Source organism: Mycobacterium sp. DL99 (genome assembly GCF_004762045.1).
In the GTDB taxonomy this organism is placed as follows: Bacteria; Actinomycetota; Actinomycetes; order Mycobacteriales; family Mycobacteriaceae; genus Mycobacterium.
In genome coordinates this window covers 2,960,292-2,985,881 of the sequence record NZ_SJOM01000007.1, presented here as the reverse complement: position 1 = coordinate 2,985,881, position 25,590 = coordinate 2,960,292, and the positions used below count along the sequence as shown (strand labels likewise).

22 protein-coding genes are annotated in these 25,590 nt (G+C 66.0%); 9 read left to right on the top strand and 13 right to left on the bottom strand.

What is annotated here, in order from left to right; translation table 11 throughout:
- The first annotated feature begins 10 nt into the window (after window positions 1-10).
- Window positions 11-1,135, top strand: coding sequence for an FAD-dependent oxidoreductase (locus EYZ64_RS14875; protein ID WP_167857835.1), 1,125 nt, complete (start codon window positions 11-13; stop codon window positions 1,133-1,135).
- A 34-nt stretch (window positions 1,136-1,169) separates the two neighbouring features.
- Here EYZ64_RS14875 and ppc read toward each other — a convergent pair whose 3' ends face one another.
- Window positions 1,170-3,995, bottom strand: a complete 2,826-nt coding sequence (gene ppc, locus EYZ64_RS14870) for a phosphoenolpyruvate carboxylase (protein WP_135454264.1) — start codon at window positions 3,993-3,995, stop codon at window positions 1,170-1,172.
- Between the two features lie 150 nt (window positions 3,996-4,145).
- Between ppc and EYZ64_RS14865 the strand changes: the two genes are divergently transcribed.
- The 8 genes from EYZ64_RS14865 to deoC all read left to right on the top strand — a co-directional run bounded on the left by EYZ64_RS14865 (window position 4,146) and on the right by deoC (window position 12,858).
- Complete coding sequence (locus tag EYZ64_RS14865; protein ID WP_135454263.1) at window positions 4,146-4,769, top strand: LysE family translocator; 624 nt, start codon at window positions 4,146-4,148, stop codon at window positions 4,767-4,769.
- Window positions 4,770-4,940: 171 nt separating this feature from the next.
- Window positions 4,941-5,924 carry a substrate-binding domain-containing protein gene (locus tag EYZ64_RS14860; RefSeq protein ID WP_286174921.1) on the top strand — a complete coding sequence of 328 codons (984 nt, stop codon included), beginning with the start codon at window positions 4,941-4,943 and terminating at the stop codon, window positions 5,922-5,924.
- Between the two features lie 48 nt (window positions 5,925-5,972).
- Window positions 5,973-7,064, top strand: a complete 1,092-nt coding sequence (locus EYZ64_RS14855) for a galactitol-1-phosphate 5-dehydrogenase (RefSeq protein WP_135454260.1) — start codon at window positions 5,973-5,975, stop codon at window positions 7,062-7,064.
- 3 nt (window positions 7,065-7,067) lie between these two features.
- Window positions 7,068-8,627, top strand: a complete 1,560-nt coding sequence (locus tag EYZ64_RS14850; protein ID WP_135454258.1) for an FGGY-family carbohydrate kinase — start codon at window positions 7,068-7,070, stop codon at window positions 8,625-8,627.
- Window positions 8,627-9,589, top strand: coding sequence for a sugar-binding transcriptional regulator (locus EYZ64_RS14845; RefSeq protein ID WP_135454257.1), 963 nt, complete (start codon window positions 8,627-8,629; stop codon window positions 9,587-9,589). Before EYZ64_RS14850 ends, EYZ64_RS14845 begins: the two co-directional genes overlap by 1 nt.
- Window positions 9,579-11,126, top strand: coding sequence for a sugar ABC transporter ATP-binding protein (locus tag EYZ64_RS14840; protein ID WP_135454255.1), 1,548 nt, complete (start codon window positions 9,579-9,581; stop codon window positions 11,124-11,126). Before EYZ64_RS14845 ends, EYZ64_RS14840 begins: the two co-directional genes overlap by 11 nt.
- A complete protein-coding gene (locus EYZ64_RS14835) occupies window positions 11,119-12,126 on the top strand; it encodes an ABC transporter permease (RefSeq protein WP_135454252.1) in 1,008 nt (335 codons plus the stop codon). The genes EYZ64_RS14840 and EYZ64_RS14835 overlap by 8 nt, the downstream gene beginning before the upstream one ends.
- 33 nt (window positions 12,127-12,159) lie before the next feature.
- The gene (deoC, locus tag EYZ64_RS14830) at window positions 12,160-12,858 is read left to right on the top strand and encodes a deoxyribose-phosphate aldolase (protein ID WP_135454250.1); all 699 of its coding nucleotides are present in this window, start codon (window positions 12,160-12,162) and stop codon (window positions 12,856-12,858) included.
- 11 nt (window positions 12,859-12,869) lie between these two features.
- Here the strand turns inward: deoC and EYZ64_RS14825 are convergent, their stop codons facing one another.
- The 12 genes from EYZ64_RS14825 to rapZ form a co-directional block, all read right to left on the bottom strand.
- Window positions 12,870-14,132, bottom strand: a complete 1,263-nt coding sequence (locus EYZ64_RS14825) for an HNH endonuclease signature motif containing protein (protein WP_135454248.1) — start codon at window positions 14,130-14,132, stop codon at window positions 12,870-12,872.
- A gap of 103 nt (window positions 14,133-14,235) precedes the next feature.
- A complete protein-coding gene (gene secG, locus EYZ64_RS14820) occupies window positions 14,236-14,469 on the bottom strand; it encodes a preprotein translocase subunit SecG (RefSeq protein WP_059164073.1) in 234 nt (77 codons plus the stop codon).
- A 45-nt stretch (window positions 14,470-14,514) separates the two neighbouring features.
- Window positions 14,515-15,300, bottom strand: coding sequence for a triose-phosphate isomerase (tpiA, locus tag EYZ64_RS14815; protein ID WP_135454246.1), 786 nt, complete (start codon window positions 15,298-15,300; stop codon window positions 14,515-14,517).
- Between the two features lie 3 nt (window positions 15,301-15,303).
- The gene (locus tag EYZ64_RS14810) at window positions 15,304-16,530 is read right to left on the bottom strand and encodes a phosphoglycerate kinase (protein ID WP_135454244.1); all 1,227 of its coding nucleotides are present in this window, start codon (window positions 16,528-16,530) and stop codon (window positions 15,304-15,306) included.
- Between the two features lie 5 nt (window positions 16,531-16,535).
- Complete coding sequence (gene gap, locus EYZ64_RS14805; RefSeq protein ID WP_135454242.1) at window positions 16,536-17,558, bottom strand: type I glyceraldehyde-3-phosphate dehydrogenase; 1,023 nt, start codon at window positions 17,556-17,558, stop codon at window positions 16,536-16,538.
- 87 nt (window positions 17,559-17,645) lie between these two features.
- Entirely contained in the window at window positions 17,646-18,638 is a 993-nt protein-coding gene (locus tag EYZ64_RS14800) for a phospholipase D-like domain-containing protein (protein WP_135454239.1), read from the bottom strand.
- Window positions 18,635-20,410 carry an ABC transporter ATP-binding protein gene (locus tag EYZ64_RS14795; RefSeq protein WP_135454237.1) on the bottom strand — a complete coding sequence of 592 codons (1,776 nt, stop codon included), beginning with the start codon at window positions 20,408-20,410 and terminating at the stop codon, window positions 18,635-18,637. The genes EYZ64_RS14800 and EYZ64_RS14795 overlap by 4 nt, the downstream gene beginning before the upstream one ends.
- A gap of 129 nt (window positions 20,411-20,539) precedes the next feature.
- Complete coding sequence (locus EYZ64_RS14790; RefSeq protein ID WP_167858115.1) at window positions 20,540-21,445, bottom strand: sterol desaturase family protein; 906 nt, start codon at window positions 21,443-21,445, stop codon at window positions 20,540-20,542.
- A 46-nt stretch (window positions 21,446-21,491) separates the two neighbouring features.
- On the bottom strand, window positions 21,492-22,160 hold the full coding sequence (locus EYZ64_RS14785) for a TetR/AcrR family transcriptional regulator (RefSeq protein ID WP_135454233.1): 669 nt from the start codon (window positions 22,158-22,160) through the stop codon (window positions 21,492-21,494).
- 449 nt (window positions 22,161-22,609) lie between these two features.
- Window positions 22,610-23,587, bottom strand: a complete 978-nt coding sequence (gene whiA / locus EYZ64_RS14780; RefSeq protein WP_077741723.1) for a DNA-binding protein WhiA — start codon at window positions 23,585-23,587, stop codon at window positions 22,610-22,612.
- On the bottom strand, window positions 23,584-24,642 hold the full coding sequence (gene yvcK, locus EYZ64_RS14775) for a uridine diphosphate-N-acetylglucosamine-binding protein YvcK (protein WP_135454231.1): 1,059 nt from the start codon (window positions 24,640-24,642) through the stop codon (window positions 23,584-23,586). Before yvcK ends, whiA begins: the two co-directional genes overlap by 4 nt.
- Window positions 24,639-25,553 carry an RNase adapter RapZ gene (gene rapZ, locus EYZ64_RS14770; protein ID WP_135454228.1) on the bottom strand — a complete coding sequence of 305 codons (915 nt, stop codon included), beginning with the start codon at window positions 25,551-25,553 and terminating at the stop codon, window positions 24,639-24,641. The genes yvcK and rapZ overlap by 4 nt, the downstream gene beginning before the upstream one ends.
- Window positions 25,554-25,590 lie beyond the last annotated feature (37 nt).

Sequence of the window (25,590 nt, the reverse complement as noted above, 5' to 3'; positions counted from 1 at the left end):
AAGGCACATCATGGATATCGCCATCGTCGGCGCCGGCCTCGGTGGACTCGCCGCCGCCGTGGCCCTGCAGCACCACGGCCATCGTCCCGTCGTGTTCGACAAGACCCGTGAACTCGGCGAGGTCGGCGGCCCGCTGGGCATCTCACCGCAGACCCTGAGACTGCTGGACCAGTGGAACATCGTCGACGCCTTCAACGAGATTTCCTCGGCCACAAAGTACTTCGAGAACCGCGATCAGCAGGGGCGGGTCGAGAAGATCACCGATTACGCCGCGACACCCGAGGCAGGCGGGGAACACGGCCGATTCGGATACGCCGACGCCGAGGTGTCCCCACGCACCGTGCACCGCGCCGATCTGCACAGTCTGCTGGTGTCGACGGTGGGATCGGAGAATGTCCGGCTCAGCCACGAACTCGCCGGCATCATCGAGCGTGACGATCACGTCGACCTCAGCTTCAGCAACGGTGAGGTGCAGCGGGCCGGTTTGGTGATCGCGGCCGACGGCCTGCGCTCCAGAGTCCGGAAGATGTTCAGCACCGACGACATTCACTACTGCGGTTCGGTGATCTTCCGGGCCGTCAGCCCGGCCGAATGCCTCGATGCCCCCAATGACCGGCTCCGGTCCTGGCATTCCGCGGACTACGCCAAACACGTCATCTCCATGCCGGTGCGGGCCGGCCGACAGGTGGCGGTCGACGCCACGCTCGGCGTGGACGAGCCGCCCCTGCACTTGTGGTCGGCCCAGGCCGATCTGCAGGCACTGGCCCGCCAGTTCGACGAATTCGATCCGGCGATCGGGCGGATGCTGCGTGCCGCGACGAGCCCGGTCTACATGCACCCGGTGTACGACCGAGATCCGATCGACCGGTGGACCAGCGCACGGGTGGCGCTACTCGGGGACGCAGCCCACCCGATGACGCCGTTCGGCGGCCAGGGTGCCAACCAGGCCATCCAGGATGCCGCCGAGCTGGCCGCCCAGGTCGCCACTGCGCGCGACGGCGACTTCGCTCAGGCACTGCGGCGTTATCAGCGCGTCAGAACGGAGCAGACCGCCGAGATCCAGCGTGCCGCACGGAGTTACGCCGACCGCAGGGCCACCGTATCGCTCCGGCTCACCGACATCCTGGTGGGATAGCCACCGTTCAGCCACCGTTGCGGCAGCAACAAGTTCAGCCGCTGTTGCGCAACGCGGTCGCCAGACCGCTCATCGTGAGCAGGATTCCGCGCTGCACCAGTTCGTCGGTGTCCCCCGCGCGGAACCTGCGCAGCAGCTCGACCTGAAGATGATTCAGCGGTTCGAGGTACGGGAACCGGTTGAACACCGAGCGGGCCAACGCCGGGTTGTCGGCCAGCAGGTCGTCCTGACCGGTGATCAGTTTGTACATGGCGATGGTGCGATCATGTTCGGCGACGATCTTGTCGAATACCCGGGCCCGCAGTTCTGCGTCGTCGACCAACTCGGAATACCGTGCCGCCAGGCCCATATCCGACTTGGACAGCACCTGCGCCATGTTCGACAGCACGGTGCGGAAAAACGGCCAACGCTCGTAGAGGTCCTGCAGCACGGCGACTCGGGTCTCGTCGTCGCCGATCCATTGTTCGAACGCCGTGCCGGTGCCGTACCAGCCGGGCAGCATCACCCGGGACTGGCTCCAGGCCAGCACCCACGGGATGGCCCGCAGGTCGGCTATCGAGGTGGTCGGCTTGCGTGAGCTGGGTCGGCTGCCGATGTTGAGCGCACCGATCTCGCTGACCGGTGTCGACGCCTTGAAGTACTCGACGAATCCCGGTGTCTCGTGGACCAGTTCGGCGTAGGACCGCTGCGCCAGGGCCGCCAGCTCATCCAGCAGCTGGTAGGCGGGCTCGGCGTCATCACCCAGCCCCTCGACGTCGAGCAGGGTGGATTCCAGGGTCGCGGCCAACAACGTCTCCAGGTTGCGGTGCGCGATCCGCGGCTCCGCGTACTTCGCCGCGATCACCTCGCCCTGTTCGGTGATCCGGAGCGAACCATTCACCGCGCCAGGGGGCTGCGCCAGGATCGCGTCGTAGCTGGGTCCGCCACCACGGCCCACGGTGCCGCCCCGACCATGGAACAGGCGCAACCGAATCCCGGTCTTGCGCGCGGCTTCGACGAGGTCCAACTCGGCGCGGTACAGGGCCCAGTTCGCCGCCAGGTAGCCGCCGTCCTTGTTAGAGTCCGAGTACCCCAGCATCACTTCCTGGTGCTGCCCGCGCGCGGAGACGATGCTGCGGTAGACCGGCAGCGCGAGCGCCTCCTGCAGGATGGAGGATCCCCGCTGGAGGTCGTCGATGGTTTCGAACAGCGGCACGATCCCGACCGGCGCGTACACGTCATCGCCGTGGGCCGCGCCCGACACATCGAGCAGCCCTGCCTCTTTAAGCAAAATTGCGGCTTCGAGCAGATCGGACACCGACTGGCACATCGAGATGATGTAGTTGGGCACGGACTGCGGACCGAACACGCTGACCGCGCGCGCAGCGGCACCGACGATGTCGAGTTCTTTGCGAGCCAACTCGGACAGCTCGGCACCTTCCCCGATCAACGGTCGACGGGTCGAGATTTCCCCCGCGAGCAGTTCCACCCGCTGAGATTCGGGCAGCGAGGCGTAGTCGGGATGCACTCCGGCCCAGGCCAACAACTCGGCGACCACCTGCTCGTGCACCTCGGAGTTCTGCCTCATGTCCAGGCCGCACAGGTGAAAACCGAAGACCAGCACCGCTTCTCGCAGCCGAGCCAGCCGATCGTCGGCCAGCACCGCGCTGCCGTTGACACGCAGCGAGGCGTCCACCGCGTCGAGGTCGGCCAGGAACTCCTCCGGGGTGCGGTAGGGCTGGAGGCCGAGGTCGAGCTCGTGTTCGGGCTGCTCGTCGAGGATTTCGCGGCCGGTGGCGGTCAGGCGGGCATGGATCACCCGCAGTGCCCGCCGGTACGGTTCGTCGGCACGGGCCGGCTCGTGACAGACACTGGCCAGGGCCATGAGGCCCTCGGTGACCGTGACCAGCCGCGCCGACATCGACAGCTCTTCTTCCAGGGCGGTGATCTCGGTGAAGTAATGCTCGAATGCCACGTGGGCGGCACGCCCGGTGGCCAGTCGCACCACGCCGGCGTCCACGTTCGGATTCCCGTCACGGTCGCCGCCGATCCAGCTTCCCGGCCGCAGGATCGGCTGCTCCAGCAGATGTGCGCCGGGCCAGCGGGCCTGCAGCGCCTCGCGCACTTCGGCGTTGACCTGTGGGATCACCTCGAAGAACGCGGCCGGGTAGTACCGCAGCCCGGTCTCGATCTCATCGGAGATCTTCAGTCGCGACAACCGCACCAGCGCGGTCTGCCACAGCGTGAGGATGTGGCGGCGCAGCTCCACCTCGATATCGCGGCCGTCGGCGGTGCGGCTCAGCCCGTGCAGGCGCAGCCGCATCAATTCGGTGACCCGATGCTGGGTGTCGAACACGGTCCGGCGCCGGGTTTCGGTCGGGTGTGCAGTGATCACCGGTGCGACCAGGGCGCCGCTCAACGCATGGGCGACGGTGGCGGAATCAAGGCCGACGGACGAGATCGCCTGATCCAGCTTGCGATACGTCGCGGCCAGGCTGCTGTCCTGCGGCGGCTCACCGGCCGCCTCGTGCACCGCACGGCGACGCTCCCGGTGGATGTCCTCGGCGACGTTGGCCAGCAAGGCGAAGTGGGTAAAGGCGCGGATGACCGGGATGGCCTGGCGGACGTCGATGCCGGTGAACAGATCAGCCAGCTCGGCCCGGTCGATTTCCGACCGGCGGACCCGGAAGGATTCCACCCGGGCCCGCTCGACCAGGTCGAAGACGTCGGCACCGTTCTGCTCTCGCACGGTGTCGCCGAGAATCGCGCCGAGTAATCGGATGTCCTCGCGCATCGGCTCGGTGGCCTCGCGACCCACCGGGGTGCGCTGAACCGCACCGATCGGATCGAGCGCTGTGTCCAGGTGTCCACTCTCCGCCATGTGGTCAAGTATCGACGGCGCGGTTTGGCCGCGCATGCCAAGGCGACCCCGGGCGCAATCACCCAGCAGTGGATGTCACGATCGCCCCCGGCGCCCGTAACGTCGTTGAAGCCGGACCGATCCCGACGCACCGGCGTCTACCATGGCCCGGTGCTGGTCAGCCTCATCTCGTTCATCGGGGCGGCAGTCGTCGTGGTGCTGCTGCCCGGGCCGGACACCCTGGTGGTGGTGCGCAGTCTGGTGCGCGGCGGCATCCGGAGCGGGGTGCTGACGTCACTGGGTGTGCTGTGCGGTCTGGTGGTCTGGGTAGGCGCGGCCGCCATCGGACTGGCCGCAAGGCTGCGGGCCAGCGAGATCGGCTACGAGGTACTCAAGGTCGCAAGCGCCTGCTACCTGGTGTGGATGGGTGTGCAGTCACTGCGCTCATTGCGGCAGACGGTGACCGAGATGACCGAGCCGGGACCCGAGCGAATTGGCTTGATGCGGTCCGGCTTCACGGCCGGGTTCCTCACCGACATCCTCAACCCCAAGGTCGGGGTGTTCTTCCTGAGCTTCCTGCCGGGATTCGTGCCGCACGGCTATCCGGTGGGCTGGGCCACGCTTGCGCTGGGCGGGATCTTCATCGTGCTGACCGCGTTCTACTGCGCCGGCCTGGTGGCCGCCTCCGGCACCATCGCGGGCTGGATGCAGACGCCGCGGATACGCCGGCGGCTGGACACCCTAACCGGGCTGGTACTCGTCGGATTCGGAGTGCGTCTCGCGACGGAGGCGTGATCCGCGGCGCCACGGGCCAGCGGTACCTGCTCTTCAGAAGAGCTCCCCACACTCGCTCGTGCTCATATGAGCAAAGTTATGCGCATATGTTGACGGGCTCACTTCTCCGTTCCTAACGTGATCGTCGTCATGCGCGGCACCAAGTACCGACGCGCACAGCTAGGAGGAACAGTGAGACTCGCAAAAGCCTCGGGAATCGCGCTCGCAGCCGCAATGGCCGTAGCGTTCTCCGCGTGTTCAGTACCGGGTGACAACGCCGCCCAGGGCACGAACGCCGTGGTCGACGGACCGGTCAAGATCGGCTTCAGCCAGGCAACCCAGCAGAGCCCCTTCTACGTCGCGCTCACAGATGCGGCCAAGGCCGAGGCTCAAGCGCAGGGCAACGAGTTCTACTACGCCGATGCCAACGGCGATGTGACAAAGCAGAACAACGACGTCCAGGATCTGATCACCCGTGGGATCAACGTTCTAGTGATCAATCCGGTCGATCCGAAGGGCGTGACGCCTTCCCTGGCGGCTGCCAAGGCTGCGGGCATCAAGGTCGTCACCGTCGACCGGCCGGTCGAATCGGGCGCCGCGGCGTTTGTCGGCCGCGACAACAAAGCGATGGGCCAGCTCGTCGGCAAGGCAGCCGTTGACTCACTCGGGCCGGCCGGGGGCAAGATCATCCAGATTCAGGGCGACGCGGGTGGCGCGGTGGCGCGCGACCGCGGCGAAGGATTCAAGGCGGCGGTATCGGCCCAGCCCAACATCGCCATCGTCGATGGTCCGTATGCCGACTACACCAGGTCCAAAGCCGTCACCGCCATGCAGGACCTCCTGCAAGCCCATCCCGATCTCAAGGCCGTCTACGCCCAGAACGACGATATGGCGCTGGGCGCCCTGCAGGTGCTCACCGAGAACCACCGCACCGACGTCAAGGTTTTCGGCGTGGACGGCCTGATGGAGGCGGTGCACGCCATCGCAACCGGCGATCAATACATCGCCACCGCACTCAATGACCCCAATGCCGAAGGCCAGCGGGCCATCCAGACCGCGGTCAAGGCCGCCCGTGGAGAGTCGGTTCCCGAATTCGTCGATGCCGGAACGGGTCTGGTGAACAAGTCCAACGCGCAAGCGCTGGAAGGTGGAACAACTTTCGCCGCCGCCAAATAGCGCGTCGAGTTCCAGTCAGTCGTGACAACACACAAGGAGACAACGTCGATGACAATCGAGGCCCCCGCACCGACCAGTCGGTCAGTGTCACCGGCCCTGCCCGAGACGATGACCGCGGCGGTGATGTACGCGCCGGGCGACATCCGGGTCGAGCAGGCGCCGGTACCCAAACCCGGACCCGGTGAAGTGCTGCTCAAAGTGGCGGCCTGCGGAGTGTGCGGGTCCGACATCCCCAGGATGCTGCGCAACGGCGGATATGTCATGCCCATCATCTGCGGGCACGAGTTCTCCGGCTGGGTGGCCGAACTCGGCGAAGGCGTAGACGGATTCGGCGTCGGCGAACTGGTATCGGTCCCCCCACTGATCCCCTGCCGCAGCTGCGACTTCTGCGCCAAGGGCGCGTTCGGGCTCTGCGAGAACTACGACTACTTCGGTAGTAGATCCGATGGCGCCTACGCTCAGTACGTCGTCAGCCCGGTCGGAAACCTCCTGAAACTGCCCGCGGGCATCGATCCCCGCGCAGCCGCCATGCTGGACCCGGCCGCCATCGCGCTGCACGGACTGTGGAAGACCAACCTACGGGCCGGGCACCGCGTCCTCGTCATCGGCGCGGGGCCGATCGGGCTCTTCGCCGTTCAATGGGCAAAGCTGCACGGCGCCAGCCAGATCGTGGCGGTCGACCTCAGCGAGGAGAAGGCAGCCATGGCACGTGAAGCCGGCGCCACTCACGCGGTACAAGGCGTCGAGGAGGCCCGAGCCCTCGGTGGCCGGGGCTTCGACATCGTGCTCGAGTCCGCCGGTGTTCCCGCGACGGCCGATATGGCGGCGAATCTGACCGGCCCGCACGGCCACGCGGTCTTCGTCGGCATCCCGCACGCACCCGTCACGCTGGACAAGGACACCTTCAACCGGTTCATGCGGCTGGAGACCAGCCTCCACGGCTCGTGGAACTCCTTCTCGGCGCCATTCCCCGGCGACGAGTGGCGCACCTCGGCTCGGATGCTGGCCGAAGGAAAACTCAAGTGGGAGTTCATGATCACCCACGAACTGCCGCTGTCGGCATTACCGGAGATGATGCAGCAGCTGGGCGACCGCTCGGTCTTCTCCTCAAAAGTGCTGTTCCTGCCCAACAAGGACTGAATCATGGGAATCCTTCTGACGATCGATCTCGGCACCGAGGGCGCACGCATCGGCGCATTCACCGAGGACGGCACCCCACTGGGCACGGCGCACCGCCCCTACTCGACCCACCACCCCCGTCCGGGGTGGGCAGAGCAGGATCCGCGAGACTGGTGGGCCGCGATCACCGCCGCAACTCGTCAGCTGCTGGACAGTGAACCGTGCCGGGCGGCCGGCCAGGTCATCTCGATCGCCGCGTCGACCACCGCCTCAACGGTGGCGGTGGTCGACGCGGCGGGAACACCGCTCCGTCCGGCCATCCTGTGGATGGACGCCCGCGGCGCCGCGGAGTCGGAGCGCACCGCGCAACTGAGCGGGCAGCATCCGATCCTCGAGTGGTCCGGAGGATCCGACGCCTCGGAATGGCTACTGCCAAAGGCGATGTGGCTCAAAAAGCACGATCCGGATGCCTACCGGTCTGCCGCACGCATCGTGGAGGCCGTCGACTACCTGACCTTCCGACTCACCGGCCGATGGGTCGGTTCGCAGATGAACGCCGTCTGCAAGTACAACTACGACGCCCTCGCCGGGCGTTTCCCCGCCGAGCTCTATGCCGCGCTGGGAATGGAGGATCTGATCGCCAAACTGCCTGATGAGATCGTCGCCATAGGCGGTGTCGCGGGCACTCTCACCGACAGCGCCGCAGCCGATCTCGCCATCTCGGGCGCACCGGTCGTCGCCGTCGGCGGCATCGATGCGCACGTGTCCCTGCTGGCCTGCGGGGGCAAAACGGATGGACTGGTCTCCATCGTGTCCGGCACATCCTCGGCCATCGTCACCGAAGTGGACCGGCCGACCACCTCCAACGAGGTGTGGGGCCCGTATCCGAATGCGTTGACCCACAATAAGTGGCTGGTCGAGGGCGGCCAGGTGACCAGCGGTTCGGTACTCAAATGGACCGGGGAATCCATCATGGGGGTGCCCCGCGACGACCTGTCGGCATTGATCGACCAGGCCGCCACGGTCGACCCGGCAGCCCACGGTCTGCGGGCCCTCGACTACTTCATGGGCAACCGCACCCCGCACCGCGAGGCCCGGTTGCGCGGGGCCGTGGTCGGGCTGACGCTCGGCACCACGAAGGCCGAACTGTACCGGGCGATGGTCGAGGCGGTCGCCTGTGGCACCCGGAGCGTGATCGAGTCATTCGAACGGTCCGGGGTGCCCTGCGCGCGCCTGGTCTTCTCCGGCGGTATCGAGCGAAACTCGTTGTGGCAGAAGGTCACAATCGATGTGCTCGGACGGCCCGCCGAACTGGTGATCGGCGAGAACCTCACCCTCCGGGCCTGCGCGGTGATCGCGGCGACCGCCGCCGGGATCGTTCCCAGCTTGAGCGCGGGCTCGCAACTGTTCGCCCCCCGAGTACGACTGCTGGAACCCGATCCCAAGCGAATAGCGGTGTACGAGCAGACCTTTGGCGACTATCAGCGGTTGACCGCCGCGCTGCGCCCGTTCATGTGTGACACCGCTGACCGCGATTCCGACCCTACGGCGGGCGCCCGCGGACCCTTCCGGGTGGTGAGGTGATGAGTGCACCCGCCGACCGGAGCCACACCGACCTGCTGCTCTACGTGGCTCAGTGCTACTACGAGCAAGGCCGCACCCAGGAAGACATCGGGTCCGAACTCCACCTGACCCGATGGAAGGTGGGACGGCTGCTCGACGAGGCCCGTGGCGTCGGCCTCGTACAGATCAAGATCGTGCATCCACAGGCGCGCCGGACCGACCTCGAAGTGGAGATGCGTAGCCGATTCGGTCTTCGCGAATGCGTAGTCGTTCCTGGTCCGGACACCGCCGACACGGCAGGCGAGCACATCGCCACGGCCGCAGCCAATTACCTGAAGTCGAACTCCTCGTGGATCACGACCCTGGGAGTATCTTGGGGCAACACCCTTCAGCAGATCGCGGCGGTGCTGCCCAACGGATGGACAGCCGGAATCGAGGTCATCCAGGTCAACGGTGGGGTGAGCCGGTCGGTACACCCCACGAAGGCCGCCAACATCGTCACCAGTATCGCCCACAGCGGCAACGGGCAGGCCACCCTGCTGCCGGTGCCGGCAATCGTCGAACGAATCGAAACCCGTGATGCGCTCTACGCCGAGGGGTTCGTCGAAGACGTCCTGTCGCGTGCCCGCAAGGCAGACGCCATCCTGTTCTCGCTGGGAGCGCTCGGACCAACATCGGTTCTGGTCGAGTCAGGCGCGATCACGCCTGCCGAACTCGCCCAACTCGAATCAGCCGGGGCCTGCGGGGACGTCCTGGCCCACTACATCACCGCGAGCGGCGAGATCGCCTATGCCGACATCGACAGGCGCACAGTGGGTCTCAGCCTCGATGACGTCAAGAAAGCGAACTGCGCCATTGCCGTGGCGGCGGGAACGCACAAAGTCCCCGTCGTCATCGGCGCCCTGACCAGTGGACTGTGTTCGGTCCTGATCACCGACGAAACCACGGCACAGTCCGTGCTGGAGCAGCGACATGACCACTAGCCACAACGCGGAAGCGACGCTGCCCGCCCGGATCGCCGGCACCGGGCAGGTGCCCGCACTGCGGATGCGGGACATCGTGAAAACGTTCCCGGGAACCAGGGCCTGCGATGGCGCGACGCTCGAGGTCGCCCGGGGTGAGGTGCACTGCCTGCTCGGCGAAAACGGCGCGGGCAAAAGCACTCTGATGAAGATTCTGTCGGGTTCCTACACCCCGGATTCCGGAACAATCGCCCTCGATGGCGAGGACGTCTCGTTCGGCTCCCCCATCGACGGTGTCCGGGCCGGGATCAACACCATCTACCAGGAACTGGATCTCATCCCGGATATGACCGTGGCGCAGAACCTCTTCCTGGGCCACGAGCCGCGGCGCGGCCCATTCATCTCACGCCGAGAACGCGATCGCCGGGCGGCCGAGGCGATCGCCCGAGTCGGCGGCCGGTTCGCACCCTCCGATGCAGTCGCCAAGCTGTCTGTCTCGGATCAGCAACTGACCGCGATCGCGAAGGCGCTCACCACTGATGCCCGCATCGTCATCATGGACGAACCCAGCGCCACGCTCACCGATCACGATCTGGCCGAAGTGTTCCGCGTCATCGGCGAACTCACCGCCGCAGGCAAATCGGTGATCTACATTTCGCACCGGCTCGACGAAGTGAAGGCCATCGGCGACCGTGCCACCGTCATGCGCGACGGGGCGACCGTCGGCGTGTTCGACATCGCGACGGTCAGCAAGAACGAATTGGTCGAGGCGATGATCGGTCGCGGCCTCGAATCCCGCGTGCCCAGGCCGTCCCGTCCAGCCGGCGAGAGAGCCGCGTTACTGGATGTTCGCCGCGCCGTCATCCCAGGAACGATCGACGTATCGGGTATCACCGTCGGCCGTGGCGAGATCGTCGGGCTGGCGGGGTTGGGTGGCGCAGGACGTTCCACGCTGCTGGCCACCCTGTTCGGCGACCGCCGGGCCGCACTCGACATGACATTGAGCAGCTCCCGGATCACCCAGTTGACGCCGCGGGGCGCCGTGCTGGCCGGCATCGGCCTGGTGCCCGAAGACCGCAAGAGCCAAGGGCTGTTCCTGGACCAATCGATCCTGCGCAATGCCGGCATCGCAGCGCTGGCGCCATTCGGCATCAACCCAATGAAGACCGCCAGACGAATGGCCACACCGCCGCTTGCGCAGCTGGGCGTCAAGTTCTCGTCCATCGATCAGCCGGTCGGCCAGCTCTCCGGCGGCAATCAGCAGAAGGTGGTGCTGGCCAAGTGGATGGCCCGAGGGGTGGACCTGCTACTACTCGATGAACCCACCCGCGGATTGGACATCGGGGCGAAAGCCGATCTGTTCGAACAGGTTCACGAGTTGGCCGAAGCCGGCGTCGGGGTGTTGTTGGCGTCCAGCGAGATGAGCGAGCTCACCGAGAACTGCGACCTCATCTGGGTCATGCACGAGGGCAAGAACATCGCTGCATATGACCCGAGAACCACCTCACCGGCAGACATCGCCCGCTGCGTCGTCACAGGAAGAAACGACATTGACTGACCAAATCCAACGGTCCGCTCCTCCGGCGCCGTCCAGCCCGGCGGTCACCACCCGGACACGCCGCCAGAACATCATCGTGCGGTTCAATCTGCTGTTCATCTTCGTCGCGCTGTTCGTCGTCGCGTCCCTCACCGCCCCACAATTCCTCTCTTCGCAGAACCTGGCGAACCTGCTGCAGCAGTCGAGCCTCACCGGCATCGTCGCAATCGGGATGACGGTGGTGATCCTCACCTCTGGCATCGACCTGTCGGTGGGAAGCGTTGCGGCACTGTCAGGAATGCTGGTGGCGATCCTCATCGGAATGGGAATCGCCTGGCCTGTCGCCATGCTGCTGGCCATCATGAGCGGGCTGGTGCTCGGCGGGATCATGGGCGGATTGAGCGCCTACCTGGCCCTCCCGGCGTTCATGGTGACTCTCGCCGGGATGCAGAGCATCCGCGGCCTGACCTTCCTGACCACCAACGGCACCCCCACAACCGCGGAGATTCCCATCGGCCTGCGGTTTCTGGGTGCCGGAAGCGTGGCCGGTATCCCGGTCGTCGGGCTGATCTTCGTGATCACCACCGTGGTCGTCGGCCTGGTTCTGCGCCGCACCACATTTGGCGAACACATCTATGCGGTCGGCAGCAACGCCAAAGCGGCAAGGCTGTCCGGACTACCGGTGCAGCGCATCACCACCGCGGCGTATGTGATCTGCGGCGGTCTGGCCGCGTTGACCGGCGTACTGCTCACCGCACGGCTCACCATCGGCCAGCCCACGGCCCACACCGGACTGGAACTGGATGCCATCGCGGCAGTGGTGCTCGGAGGAACCAGCCTGTTCGGCGGAAAGGGCGGCGTGATGGGCACATTCATCGCCGTGCTGCTGCTGTCTGTGCTGCGCAACCTGTTCAACCTGCTGGGGTTGAGCTCGTTCTTCCAGATGCTCGTGACCGGACTGATCCTGATCGCGGCGCTGATCATGAACTACGTGCTCGACCGGCAGACCAAGACCGCCTGAAATCCGGGCGACAACAGAAGGGATCCCAATCCGATGACGCTCGACACCCGACCGACCGGGACACAGGTCGCCGCAATGATCGACCACACCCTGCTCAAGCCCGAAGCGACCGCATCCGACGTCGAAGCGCTGGTCGCCGAGGCACTGGAGCTGGGTACCTACTCGGTGTGCGTGTCACCATCGATGCTGCCGGTCGACGTACCGTCCGGCGCCACGCTGAAAGTTGCTGCGGTGTGCGGCTTCCCCAGCGGAAAACACAGCTCGCAAACCAAGGCCGCCGAGGCGGCCGAGGCGGTGCAGCAGGGCGCCGACGAGATCGACATGGTGATCGACATCGGTGCGGCCAAGGACGGCGCCTTCGACCGCGTCGAAGCCGACATCGCAGCGGTGCGAGCCGCTGCGCTGGCACCAGCGGTGCTGAAAGTGATCATCGAATCAGCCGCGCTGACCGACGACGAGATCGTCGGAGTGTGCCGCGCCGCGGTGGCGGCACACGCCGACTTCGTCAAGACCTCGACCGGTTTCCATCCCACCGGCGGCGCGACCGTTCACGCGGTCGAGCTGATGTACCGAACCGTCCACGACGCCGGATTGGCGGTAAAGGCATCCGGTGGTGTGCGCACTCTCGAGCAGGCGCAGGCCATGATCGCCGCTGGGGCCACAAGACTTGGGGTGTCAGGCTCGCGGGCTCTGCTGGGTGCGGCCGAATCCGAAGGGGATTCCGGCTACTGAAAGGGGGCGACCTAGTTGGTCTGTGGCGGTGCCTGGGGTTGGAACGGTTCGTACCACCACCAATCGGCGCGCTCACCGGTCGGTCCGGGACACGGTGCGACCGCGGGAGGACGGTTCTTCGGCGGACGGGCCAGCGATCCTGGGTGAAGTTGTTGCTTGCCGGCACTGTCGATCACGACCGGGTGGCTGGCCGGTCCGATGATGGTGATGCCGCCCCGGTGGTGCAACCGGTGGTGGTAGGGGCACAGCAGCACCAGGTTGTCCAGTTCGGTGAGACCGCCGTCCTCCCAGTGTTGGAGGTGATGGGCGTGCAGACCGCGGGTGGCCCCGCAGCCGGGCACCACACAGCAGCGGTCGCGATGCTCGAGCGCGCGGCGCAGCCGGCGGCTGATCTGCCGGGTCGTGCGGCCCGCGCCGATCACCTGGCCGTGCCGTTCGAGCCAGAGTTCGTAGGTGGCCTCACACAGCAGGAACCGACGCTCGTCGTCGGTCAGTACCGGACCCATGTGCAGTGAGGCGACCGGTTTCTCGACGTCAAGATGTACGACCACGGTGGTGTGCTGACCGTGCGGGCGGCGAGCCACGTCGGCGTCCCAGCCGGCCTCGACCAGGCTCATGAACGCATCGACATTGTTCGGAAGCCGGGATGCGTGCTCAGGCACCGGGGCACCGTCGCCGTCACTGTTGTGGTCGCGTTTCCAGTCGGCTATCAACCCGTCGTAGTGAGACTGCAGGCCCGACTCGAATTTCGCTGCTTCCAGGCGCGGCAATCGGATTCGCCAGGTGGTGTAGCCGTCCCCCTCGGTCTTGGTGACCTCCCGTTGCGGTTCGGGCTTCGGATCCGGTTCAGGTCGTGGTTCGAGTTTGACCGCGGTGCGCAGTTGGGTGACCGTAGCACTGGCCGCCAGTTCGGCGTAGTGCTCATCGGAACCATCGGCCGCGCGTTCGGCGATGACGCCGACCTGATCCAGCGACAAACGACCCTCCCGCATGCCGTCGGCGCAGCGAGGGAACTGATCGACCCGACGTGCAACCGCCACCACCGTGTCGGCATTGCGCGGTGACACTCCGGTCTTCCACGCGACCAGGGCCCCGATCGAACGGGCACCGGTAGCACCGCACAATTCGTCACGATCCAGCTCCGCGACGATCTCCACGATGCGTCCATCGATGGCGTTCCGTTGACCAGTCAACTCGGCCAGTTCGTCGAACAGCACCGCGAGACGTTCCGAAGGCAGCGCTTCGCCGCTCACCAACGTCGCGGTATCGAACATACGATCGACTATGCCACCGCGGTACGACAGTCCGCCAAAACAAAACCGCCCCGGTGGAAACCGGGGCGGCGGTTATCTGTCTCTACGGGGTGGCCGCGATATGTCAGCTGTATTTGATCAGCAGTGCGACGCCGATGATCGACACCAGCCAGATGCCGGTAACGAATAGCGTCAGCCGGTCGAGGTTCTTCTCGACCACAGTGGAGCCGGACAGGCTGGACTGGACACCGCCACCGAACAGGGTGGACAGACCGCCACCTTTGGCACGATGCAGCAGCACCAGGAGCACAACCAGCACGCTGGTCACGACCAGAGTGATCTGCAGAGCCAATTCCATGGTTGTAAGACTACCGGGTGCGGTATCCGGCCCAGGCCCCCGGGGTTACGGAAGCGGTCCGCCCGCGGCGATGGCCGACAGCGTCGCGAACTGCTCGCCGTCCAGCGAAGCACCACCGACCAGTGCACCATCAACGTCGCCCTGCGCCACGATCTCGCCGACGTTCTTGGCATTGACCGACCCGCCGTAGAGCACCCGCACTCCGGCGGCGAGCTGTGGCGAGGACAGGTTGCCCAACTCACCACGGATCGCCTTGCAGACCTCCTGCGCGTCAGCCGCGCTGGCCACCCGACCGGTGCCGATCGCCCACACCGGCTCGTAGGCGATAACCGCCTGGCCGATCTGCTCCTTGCTCAGACCGGCCAGGGAGCCGCGCAACGAGTTCACGTTGTACTCGACGTGGTTGCCCGCCTCACGCACCTCGAGTTGTTCGCCGATGCAGATGATCGGGGTGATGCCGTGCTTGAACGCCGCGGCGGCCTTGGCCGCCACGAGCTCATCGGTTTCGCCGTGGTAGGTGCGCCGCTCGGAGTGCCCCACCACCACGAAGCTGCATCCGAGCTTGGCCAGGAACGCCCCGCTGATCTCACCGGTGTAGGCACCCGAATCGTGCCGGGACACGTCCTGGGCGCCATAGGTGAGCCGCAACTTGTCCCCGTCGACCAGGGTCTGCACACTGCGCAGATCGGTGAACGGCGGGATGACCGTCACATCCACCTTGTCGAAGTACTTGTCCGGCAAGGCGAATGCGATCTTCTGCACAAGCGCGATGGCCTCGAAATGATTGAGGTTCATCTTCCAGTTGCCGGCGATGAGCGGCTTACGGGCCATGTTCTACGACTCCAGTACTTCGATGCCGGGCAGGGTCTTGCCCTCAAGGTATTCCAGCGACGCGCCGCCGCCGGTCGAGATGTGCGAGAAACCGTCCTCGGGCAGACCGAGCTGGCGCACCGCGGCGGCCGAGTCGCCGCCGCCGACGACGCTGAACGCACCCTTTTCCGTGGCACCGATGATCGCCTCAGCCACGCCCTTGGTGCCCGCCGCGAAGGCCGGGAATTCGAAGACACCCATCGGGCCGTTCCAGAACACCGTCTTGGCGTTGGACAGCAATGCGGTGAAGCGCTTGACCGACTCCGGGCCGATGTCCAGCCCCATCCTGCCCTCGGGGATGCGATCGGAGGCCACGGTCTCCGGCTCGGCGTCGGCGGCGAACTTGTCGGCCACCACGATGTCGACCGGAAGGTGGATCACGTCGGCGTAGGTGTCCAGCAGCCGCTTGCAGGTGTCGATCATCTCCTCCTGCAGCAGCGAGGTTCCGACCGAAACCCCTTGAGCAGCAAGGAACGTGAAGCACATACCACCGCCGATGACAATGCTGTCGGCTTTGGTGGCCAGGTTCTCGATCACCGCGAGTTTGTCGGAGACCTTGGACCCGCCGAGCACCACGGCGTAGGGCCGTTCGGTCGAGTTGGTCAGTTGCTCGAGCACCTGGACCTCGGTGGCCACCAGCGTGCCCGCGTAATGCGGCAGCAGGGTGGCGACGTCGTAGACCGAAGCCTGCTTGCGGTGGACCACGCCGAAGCCGTCGGAGACGAAGGCGCCCGGCGAGCCGTCGGCACCCTCGACCAGGGCGGCCAGCGCCTCGGCCAACGCCAGCCGCTCGGCGTCATCCTTGCTGGTCTCCCGCGGGTCGAAGCGGATGTTCTCCAGCAGCAGGACGTCACCGTCGGTGAGTCCCTCGGCGCGGGCCAGCGCGTCGGTGCCGACCACGTCCCCGGCCAACTGGACGTGGCGACCGAGCTTCTCCCCCAGCGCCGCGGCGACCGGGGCCAGTGAGAACTTGGGATCCGGGCCACCCTTCGGGCGGCCCAGGTGCGCGGTGACGACGACCTTGGCGCCGGCCTCGGCCAGCGCCGAGAGGGTGGGGACCGAGGCGATGATGCGACCCGGGTCGGTGATGTTGCCCTCGTCATCGAGGGGGACGTTGAGGTCGGAGCGGACCAGAACGCCGCGTCCTTCTACGCCCTCGGCCAACAGGTCAGCGAGTGTCTTAACAGTCATTGGTATTAGAGCGACTTCCCTACGAGTCCGACCAGATCGACGAGGCGGTTGGAATATCCCCACTCGTTGTCGTACCAGGAGACGACCTTGGCCTGGTTGTCGATGACCTTGGTCAGGCCCGAATCGAAGATCGAGCTGTGCGGGTCGGTGACGATGTCGCTGGACACGATCGGCGCGTCGTAGTACTTGAGGATGCCCTTCATCGGGCCCTCGGCGGCGGCCTTCATCGCAGCGTTGATCTCGTCGGCGGACCCCGGCTTGGCCAGCTCGGCGGTCAGGTCGGTGACCGAACCCGTGGGGATCGGGACCCGCAGGGCGTAGCCGTCCAGCTTGCCCTTGAGCTCGGGCAGCACCAGGCCGATGGCCTTGGCGGCACCGGTCGAGGTCGGCACGATGTTCAAGGCAGCAGCGCGGGCGCGACGCAGATCCTTGTGCGGGCCGTCCTGCAGATTCTGGTCCTGCGTGTAGGCGTGGATGGTCGTCATCAGGCCCTTGACGATGCCGAACTCGTCGTTGAGGACCTTGGCCAGCGGGCCGAGGCAGTTGGTGGTGCACGAGGCGTTGGAGATGATGTTCTGGCTGCCGTCGTACTTGTCGTCGTTGACGCCCAGCACGATGGTGATGTCCTCATCGCTGGCCGGCGCAGAGATGATGACCTTCTTGGCGCCGGCATCGAGGTGACCCTGCGCCTTGGCGCGGGCGGTGAAGATACCGGTGGACTCGACGACGACATCGACGCCCAGGTCACCCCAGGGCAACGCGGCCGGGCCTTCCTTCACTTCGAGCGCCTTGATCTTCTTGTCGCCGATGACGATGGTGTCTTCGCCCTCGAGGCTGACGTCTTGCGGCAGGCGACCAAGGATCGAGTCGAACTTGAGCAGGTGAGCCAGGGTGGCGTTGTCGGTGAGGTCGTTGACCGCCACGATCTCGATGTCAGTGTTCTGCCCCTCGGCCTGCTGCGTCGCCAGGGCCCGGTAGAAATTGCGCCCGATGCGGCCGAAGCCGTTAACGCCTACCCGGATAGTCACGTGATTCTCCCTACAGTTGCCGTTAACTGAACTGCCCGCAGCCAGCCTAGTGGGGATACGTCCCCGCCGTGCGGTCTGGTCAGTGCATCAGATGTCGCGCTCGTGCAGGGCGAGTTGATCGAGTTCGTGCGCATCCTGGCCGACCAAATCGGCGATCAACCCCTCGTCCGACAGGTCCATCGGCGCGGAGTGTTTCCAGTCGTGGTGGGCCACCTCGTTCAGCCGCTTGATGATGTGGTGATCAGTCACCTCGATGGCCAATTCGCGACGATGGTCGAAGCTGCCCGGGGAGAAGTTGATCGAGCCGACGATGGCCCGCGCGTGGTCGGCCAGAATCATCTTCGCGTGCAGCTTCATGTGCTTGAGCCGGTGGATCTTGATACCGACGTCGTCGAGGATGCGCATCCCGCTGACGCCTTCGAGGAGCTTGCCCGACTTGAGGTGGTGGGCCGCGCGGGCCATCACGTGAACCTTGACCCCGCGATGCGCCGCACGGACCAGGCGCTCGATGATCACCGGATCCTGATAGCGCTCGTTCTGGACGAACAACGTGTGTTTGGCGCTGTCGATGAACTCGGCGATGCGATGCCGACCATTGGTAGGGCACCAGATGAGGTGTGCCCCACCGCCGGGATCGAACTCCTCGCGCGCCCAGTCGGCTTCGAAGCAATCGACGATCTCGGCGACTTCATACGCGCTGGGAGTCACGACGGCGTAATCGCGCGTCACCGTGAAGTTCTCCTCGGTCCAGTTCAACGACTCGACAAACGCGTGGTCGTCGTCGACCACCATCGACTTCTCGTGTGTCAGATCGAAGGCCGGGTTGCTGGCCCGGACCTCGATGCCGAACCGCTCCAACGTCTCCCGCGCGACGTCGTTGTCGGTTTCCCCGTCGCGCCGCTCGGGGTTGAGCATGACCTTGACGTCTACGCCGCGCCGGTGGGCGGCCACCACCGCGTCCAGCAACGGCAGGTGGTTGAAGGCGAACATCTTGATCCGTACCGACCGGGTGGACGCACCGATCGCGTCGAGCACCGGCTGGGCCGAGTCGTCGGGCAGGATGATCAGCGAACGCGTCACGTTGTCTCGTCCTCAAATTGGATGCGGTGCAACTCGGCATATCTGCCGCCTGCGGTCAGGAGTTCGGTGTGTGATCCCTCTTCGACCACACGGCCCTCCTCGAGCACGACGATCTTGTCCGCATCGCGAATCGTGCTGAGGCGGTGGGCGATTGTGATCACCGTGCGTCCGTTCATCAGTCGCTGCAGCGCTGACATCACCAGATGCTCGGACTCCGCGTCCAAAGCGGCGGTCGGTTCGTCGAGGATGAGGATCGGGCTGTCCCGGATGAGGGCGCGGGCGATACCGATGCGCTGACGCTGACCGCCGGAGAGCGTCAGCCCACGCTCCCCCACCGGGCTGTCATAGCCCTGTGGCATCGCGGAGATGAACTCGTGGGCGTTGGCCAGTTTGGCCATCTCGATGATCTCGTCGTGATCGGCGTCGGGCCGTCCGAAGGCGATGTTGTCGCGGATGGTGCCCCGGAACAGGACCGTGTCCTGCAGGACATAGGCGATCTGGCGGCGGAGTTCGTGAAGTTTGTAGTCGCGCAGGTCAACGCCGTCGATGCGGACGGCGCCCTGATTCGGGTCGTAGAACCGGGGAATCAGGCTGACCAGACTGGATTTTCCGCTTCCGGTGTGCCCGACGACACCCACCAGCTGGCCCGGCTTCACCTCGAAGGTGACATCCCGCAGCACGGGAGTCTCACTGTCGTAACTGAACGCCACCCGCTCGAAGCTGATCGCACCCTTGATCTTCTCCGGTTCGACGGCCTCGGGCTTCTCCTGAACTGACGTCTCGGCGGTCAGCAGCGCGTTGACCCGGTCCACCCCGACCGAGGCCATGGCGATGGTGTTGGTGAGCTTGGCCAGATCCTGCACGGGTTTGAAGAACGACGCGAGGTACGAGATGAACACGGTCAGCGTGCCCGCCGTCATCGCACCGGCGAGGATGAGCGCCGAACCGCGCCACAGCACCACCGCGGTGCAGGCGGCCACCACGACGGTGACGATCGGTGACACCACCGACTTCACCCGCCTGGCGTTGAGCGCGGCATCCACGGCCTGCTGACCGGCCACCTCCAGTTGGCGCTCCTGCATCTCCTCGCGGTCGAACGCCTTGACCACACGGATCGACTGCAGACCTTCCTCGGCGACCGCGACGATGTCCGATTCCCGCTTGCGCACTTCGTGTGTCGCTGCCTTGACCGCCTTACGGATACGCGAGACGAACAACAGCAGCAGCGGCGCCACCGCCAGCGCGATGAGCGTGAAATCCCATTGCAGCCACAGCATCATGGCCAACATGCCGACGATGGTCAGCAGGTCGGTCGCGATACCCAGCGTGGAGGCCGACGCGAACCCCTGAATGGTGTCGACGTCATCGGTGAGCGTGCTCAGGATCGGCCCGACCCGGTGGGTGTCGAAATAGTTCAGCGACAACTGCTGAAGGTGATGGTAGGCGCGGGTGCGCAGATCGTTCCCGATGCGCTGACCGACCGTTTCGGTCAGGTAGTTGGCCACGTAGGACGCGATGGCTGCCACCACCGCGATGACGAACACCATGATCGCGGCCAGGCCGGCGATATGCATCTTGCCTTCGCCACCGAGCAGTGGCTGCAGCAGACCGTGCAACCATCCCGGCAGCGGGTGGTGGCCGACGACGCTGTCCAGCACCACCTTCAACGGCCAGGGCGCGGCCAGGCCCGTGGCGATCTGCACCAGCAGGACCGCGAAGATTCCGGCGACCAGCAACCGGTAGGGGCGGATCAGCTCAAGAATCAGTCTCATCGCGACTGCTGCCTCAATCGGGGGGTTGACGTCGAAGTTTGTCGCCACACACTACAACGTGAGGATGACGTCGGGGTGCCTCAAGACCGACGGTCCGGCAAGTGGCGGCGACGACGCACGACGGCGCGCCTAGCTCACCGTGCTCGGAACCGACAGCTTCTGCACCTCACGTTCGACAGTCGCTGCGGTATCGGCGTTTTCGCTCCAGCCGGGCGGCCCGAACAGGTAGCCGAACCGGCCGCGCCAGGTCTGTGCCCGCCAGACGTCGGTGAGCATGGCGGCGAACTCGTGGTAGTTCACCTTGATCGGGTTGTAGGTGTCGATGTTCTTGGTCAGGCCGTAGCGGACGGGTTCCCCCTCGGCGGCGAAGGTGCCGAGCATCCGGTCCCAGAGAATGAAGATGCCGGCGTAGTTCTTGTCGAGATAGGGATTGTTGGCTCCGTGGTGCACGCGGTGGTGCGACGGCGTGTTGAACACGTACTCGATCGCGCGGGGAAGCCGATCGATGCGCTCGGTGTGGATCGGGAACTGGTAGAGCAGCACGATCGCCTGCGACAGGAAGACCAACCATGCCGGGATGCCGATCAGCGCCAATCCGACGTACCCGATGGTGTTCAGAAACGAGCCGGGAATCAGCCAGGACAATCGCATGGCGGTGGACAGGTTGAAGTACTGGCTCGAGTGGTGCACGTTGTGCGCGGCCCAGAACATCCTGATCCGGTGCGACATCCGGTGCTGCAGGTAGTAGGCCAGGTCGGCCAGCACGATGGCCAGCACCCAGACCCACCAGTGCGATGCCGAGAGGTGCAGCGGCGTCAGCGATGCGGCGATAGCGACCATCGGAACCGCGATGAATCTGTCCAACGGCCGCAGGACGAAGCCCAGTGCGTAGATCGAGAGGTTCGTGGCGCTGTCTCGCCACGAGATCCCGGCCCGCGGCCGCGCTGAGCCGCTGTCGTCTTTGTCTTTGTCTTTGTCTTTGTCGAAGCGATAGCTGAGGAACTCGATCGCCATCAGGACGAAGTAGGCGGGCATGGCGTACAGCCCGATCCGCAGCGGGTCCACGGCGGTTACTTCCCTTCTACCGGTTCTCAGCCGACGCCGACTTGCGGCCCGACGCCTTCGGCATGCCTGCCAGTTGCCAGGCCAGCGCCTGCCCGAAAAGTTCGTCGGGCACCCGGTCGGGGTCGATGCGCCGTTGCCGGATCAATCCCTGGAAGAGCGCGAGAACCACCACCGCGAAGCCCTCCACGGAGACGCTGTCGTCGATGTTGTTGCGCTCCAACGCATCGGCGAGGATCTCGCGCAGCGAGGCCAACGTGCGCGACGACCGATCCTGCAGGATCTGCATGGCCTCGGGATTGCGCACGGCGTGCAACCAGAATTCAGCCTGGATGGCCTCGAACTCGATGTCGTTGTCGGCGATGTCAACGAGGACCCGACCCAGGGCGGTCAGCGGTCCGACTTCTGTGTCCTCGGAAATGGACTGCACCACCTGGTCGATCCGGCCGGAGGCGCGTTCGGTCATCAGCTCGGAGAACAACTGCTCCTTGCTGGAGAAGTTCGAGTAGACCGCACCGATTGAATACCCGGCCGTACGGGCGATCTCGTCCACCGATGCCGCGGCATAACCCTTCTGGGCGCAGGTCCGAGCGGCGGCATCCAGAAGCGCGGCGCGGGTCCGTGCCTGATTCTCGGCTCTGGTCAGCCGTACCGGCGCTAGGTCCGTGCCGCTTCGGTCATCGACCATATTTCAGATAGTATGTGCTATTCGAATAACAGTCACTATTTGAATACTGTGACCGGTCTCACCAGCCGGCGAATGGGCGGCCACGCCGGCATGGCAGTCGTCGCGGCAGTGATCGTCGCCCGCACGCTGGTGGCGATGAGGACAGGAAGGGTCTCGGCCATGTCGGCACGATCCGTGCACTCGCTACGGCCGGTCTGCCCGGAATCGCCACGCCGAGTGAGTCTCCCGGGCTGGCGCCAATCCTGGTCGGCCCGTGCATCTGGTGCACGTTCCTCGACCCGTTCATCCACCAATCGAACTCGATGGCCATTCGACGGAGCGTTTACGCCACGAGACCTTTTGTGGCATTTGACATCCCATTGACCTCGGGGTCCCCGACCACCGCATTCCGCGGCGGATGGGCCCCGCTGCCAGTGTGATGACTTGGAGCGTTTGCGATTTCGCTCGGATCAGGCGTCGTCGAGCAGGTCCGGGGTAACCGCCGACTCGGTGTCGGGAACCCCTTCCTGCTTGGCCTTGCGGTCCGCCATCGACAGCAGGCGCCGGATACGGCCGGCCACAGCATCTTTCGTCATCGGCGGATCGGCGAGCCGGCCCAACTCCTCCAGCGACGCCTGACGGTGTTCGACCCGCAGCTTGCCCGCCGCCGCCAGGTGATCGGGCACCCCGTCACCCAGGATGTCCAACGCACGTTCCACCCGGGCAGCCGCAGCCACCGCGGCACGCGCCGACCGGCGCAGGTTGGCATCGTCGAAATTGGCCAGACGATTGGCGGTGGCGCGGACCTCGCGGCGCATCCGCCGTTCCTCCCACGTCAGCCTGGTGTCCTGGGCTCCCATTCGGGTCAACAAGGCACCGATCGCCTCGCCGTCGCGCACCACGACCCGGTCGGCACCGCGTACCTCGCGGGCCTTGGCACTGACTCCGAGCCGCCTGGCCGCACCGACCAGGGCCAGTGCCGCCTCCGGACCGGGGCAGCTGACCTCCAGCGCCGACGACCGTCCCGGCTCGGTCAACGAGCCGTGGGCGAGGAACGCACCACGCCACGCGGCCTCGGCGTCCCCGACGCTGCCGCCGACCACCTGTGCCGGCAGGCCACGTACGGGGCGTCCACGAAGATCGAGCAGGCCCGTCTGCCGGGCCAGCGCTTCCCCGTCGGCGGCCACCCGCACCACATAGCGGGTGTTCTTCCGGATTCCGCTGGCCGAGAGCACGTGCACCACGGCGTTGTACCCGTACAGGTCGTAGATGTCCTTGCGCAGGCGGCGCGCGATGATCCCGAGATCCACCTCGGCCTCCACCACTACGCGGCCGGCCACGATGTGCAGGCCGCCGGCGAAACGCAACAACGACGCCACCTCCGCGCGGCGAGCGCTCACCGAGTTGACTACGAGACGGCTCAGCTCGTCTTTCACCTCGGCTGTCATCGCCACGGATCGTCCCCTCTCGGTGTGTTCGGCGCCGGTTCCTGGTGCGCCACGTCGACCGACCTCGCAGCGGGCGTGGGAACGGTGGCCTCCTGCACGGCCCCGGGCGCCATCGAGCGCAATCGGACACCCTCCAGCACCGCGGCCAACTTCGCCGGGTCATGTAAAGGTGTACCAGGTCGAGACACGTCAGCAAACTCAACTCGAGCGTTGAGGATGTTGGCAGTGCGGCTGAGTTGCTCCCGTTCACGGTCGCTCGGCACCCGGCTGGCATCGACGATGATGTCATGCACGCTGAAGTCCGGAGCATGCTGGGCCAGAACGTGGATGTGACGCTCCGCCGAGAACCCCGCCGTTTCACCCGGCTCCGCCGCCAGATTCAAGACGAGCGCACGCCGCGCCGTCGTCGCCCGCAATGCCGCCGCCAACTGCGGCACCAACACGTGCGGGATCACACTGGTGAACCACGACCCCGGCCCGAGCACCACGAGATCGGCGCTCATGATGGCCTCGACAGCCTGTCGGGTGGCCGGCGGATCTCCGGGCAGCAACCGCACCCGGCGCACCTTGCCCACCGTGGTGGCGATCGCCACCTGACCGCGGATCACCCGGCTCATCCGCGGATCGGTCTCCAGGCCCGCGACATCGGCCTCGATCTGCAGAGCGATCGGGCACATCGGCAGCACCCGGCCCTTCACACCGAGGATGCGCCCGAGCTCGTCGAGGGCAGCGACCGGATCGGCGAGCACCTCGCTGAGGCCGGCCAAGATCAGATTGCCGATCGGGTGACCGGCGAGCGCGCCGCTGCCACCGAACCGGTGCTGGATGATCGTCGCCCACAACCGACCATGCGGGCTGTCAGAGGCCAAGGCCGCCAACGCCATTCGCAGATCACCTGGTGGCACCACATCGAGTTCGCTGCGCAGCCGACCCGACGATCCACCGTCGTCGGCAACCGTCACCACGGCCGTCACGTGCGGGCTGAGCCGGCGCGCCGCGGACAAGGTGGCGTACAAACCGTGCCCTCCACCGAGGGCCACGATGCGCGGGGTCATTCGCGACCCAGATCCCGGTGCAGCACGCGGACGGTGAGCCCGTCACCGCCCTGCAACCGCTCCGCCAGCGCCTCCGCGATCGCCACGCTCCGATGTTTGCCACCCGTGCACCCGATGGCGACGGTCATATAACGCTTCCCCTCCCGGCGGTATCCGGCGATCACCACGTCCAACAGACGATGGTAGGTGTCGAGAAATTCTCTGGCGCCCGGTTGTCCGAGCACGTAGTCACGCACATCCGGATGCTGGCCGGTGTGCGGCCGCAATTCGTCGACCCAGTGCGGGTTCGGCAGGAACCGGACATCCATCACCGTGTCCGCGTCCATCGGCAGGCCGTACTTGTAGCCGAATGACTCCACAGTGACATTCGTGTAGGCGACGGTCTCACCGCCGAACGCACGCTCGATGCTCTCACGCAACGCCGGCACCGGGAGCGCAGACGTGTCGATCACCAGGTCGGCCGCAGCCCGCACCGGCGCCAGCAACGCCCGCTCGGCAGCGATCCCCTCGGCCAGGGTCTGGGTGCCCTGCAGCGGGTGGCTGCGCCGGTTCTGCTCATACCGGCGTACCAGGATGTCGTCGGACGCCTCAAGGAACAACACCCGCGGGGTGATGCTGCGGGCCGCCAATTCGTTGCGCACCCAGTCGAGATCGCCGGTGAAGCCACGCGACCGCACATCCATCACCACGGCAAGCTGGGTGATCCGTGATCCGGCGGCCAACCCCAACTCGACCATGCGCGCTATCAACTCCGGCGGCAGGTTGTCGGCGACATACCAGCCGAGGTCCTCCAACACCTTGGCAGCGGTGCCGCGCCCCGCCCCGGACAAGCCGGTGACCAGCACCACGTCGATTCCCGAATCCGCGTCCGCACCACCTACGATGCCGCCCTCGCGCAGATGTTCATTCATGCGCGAACCGCCTGGCTACTCATGTCCCCGTTACCCG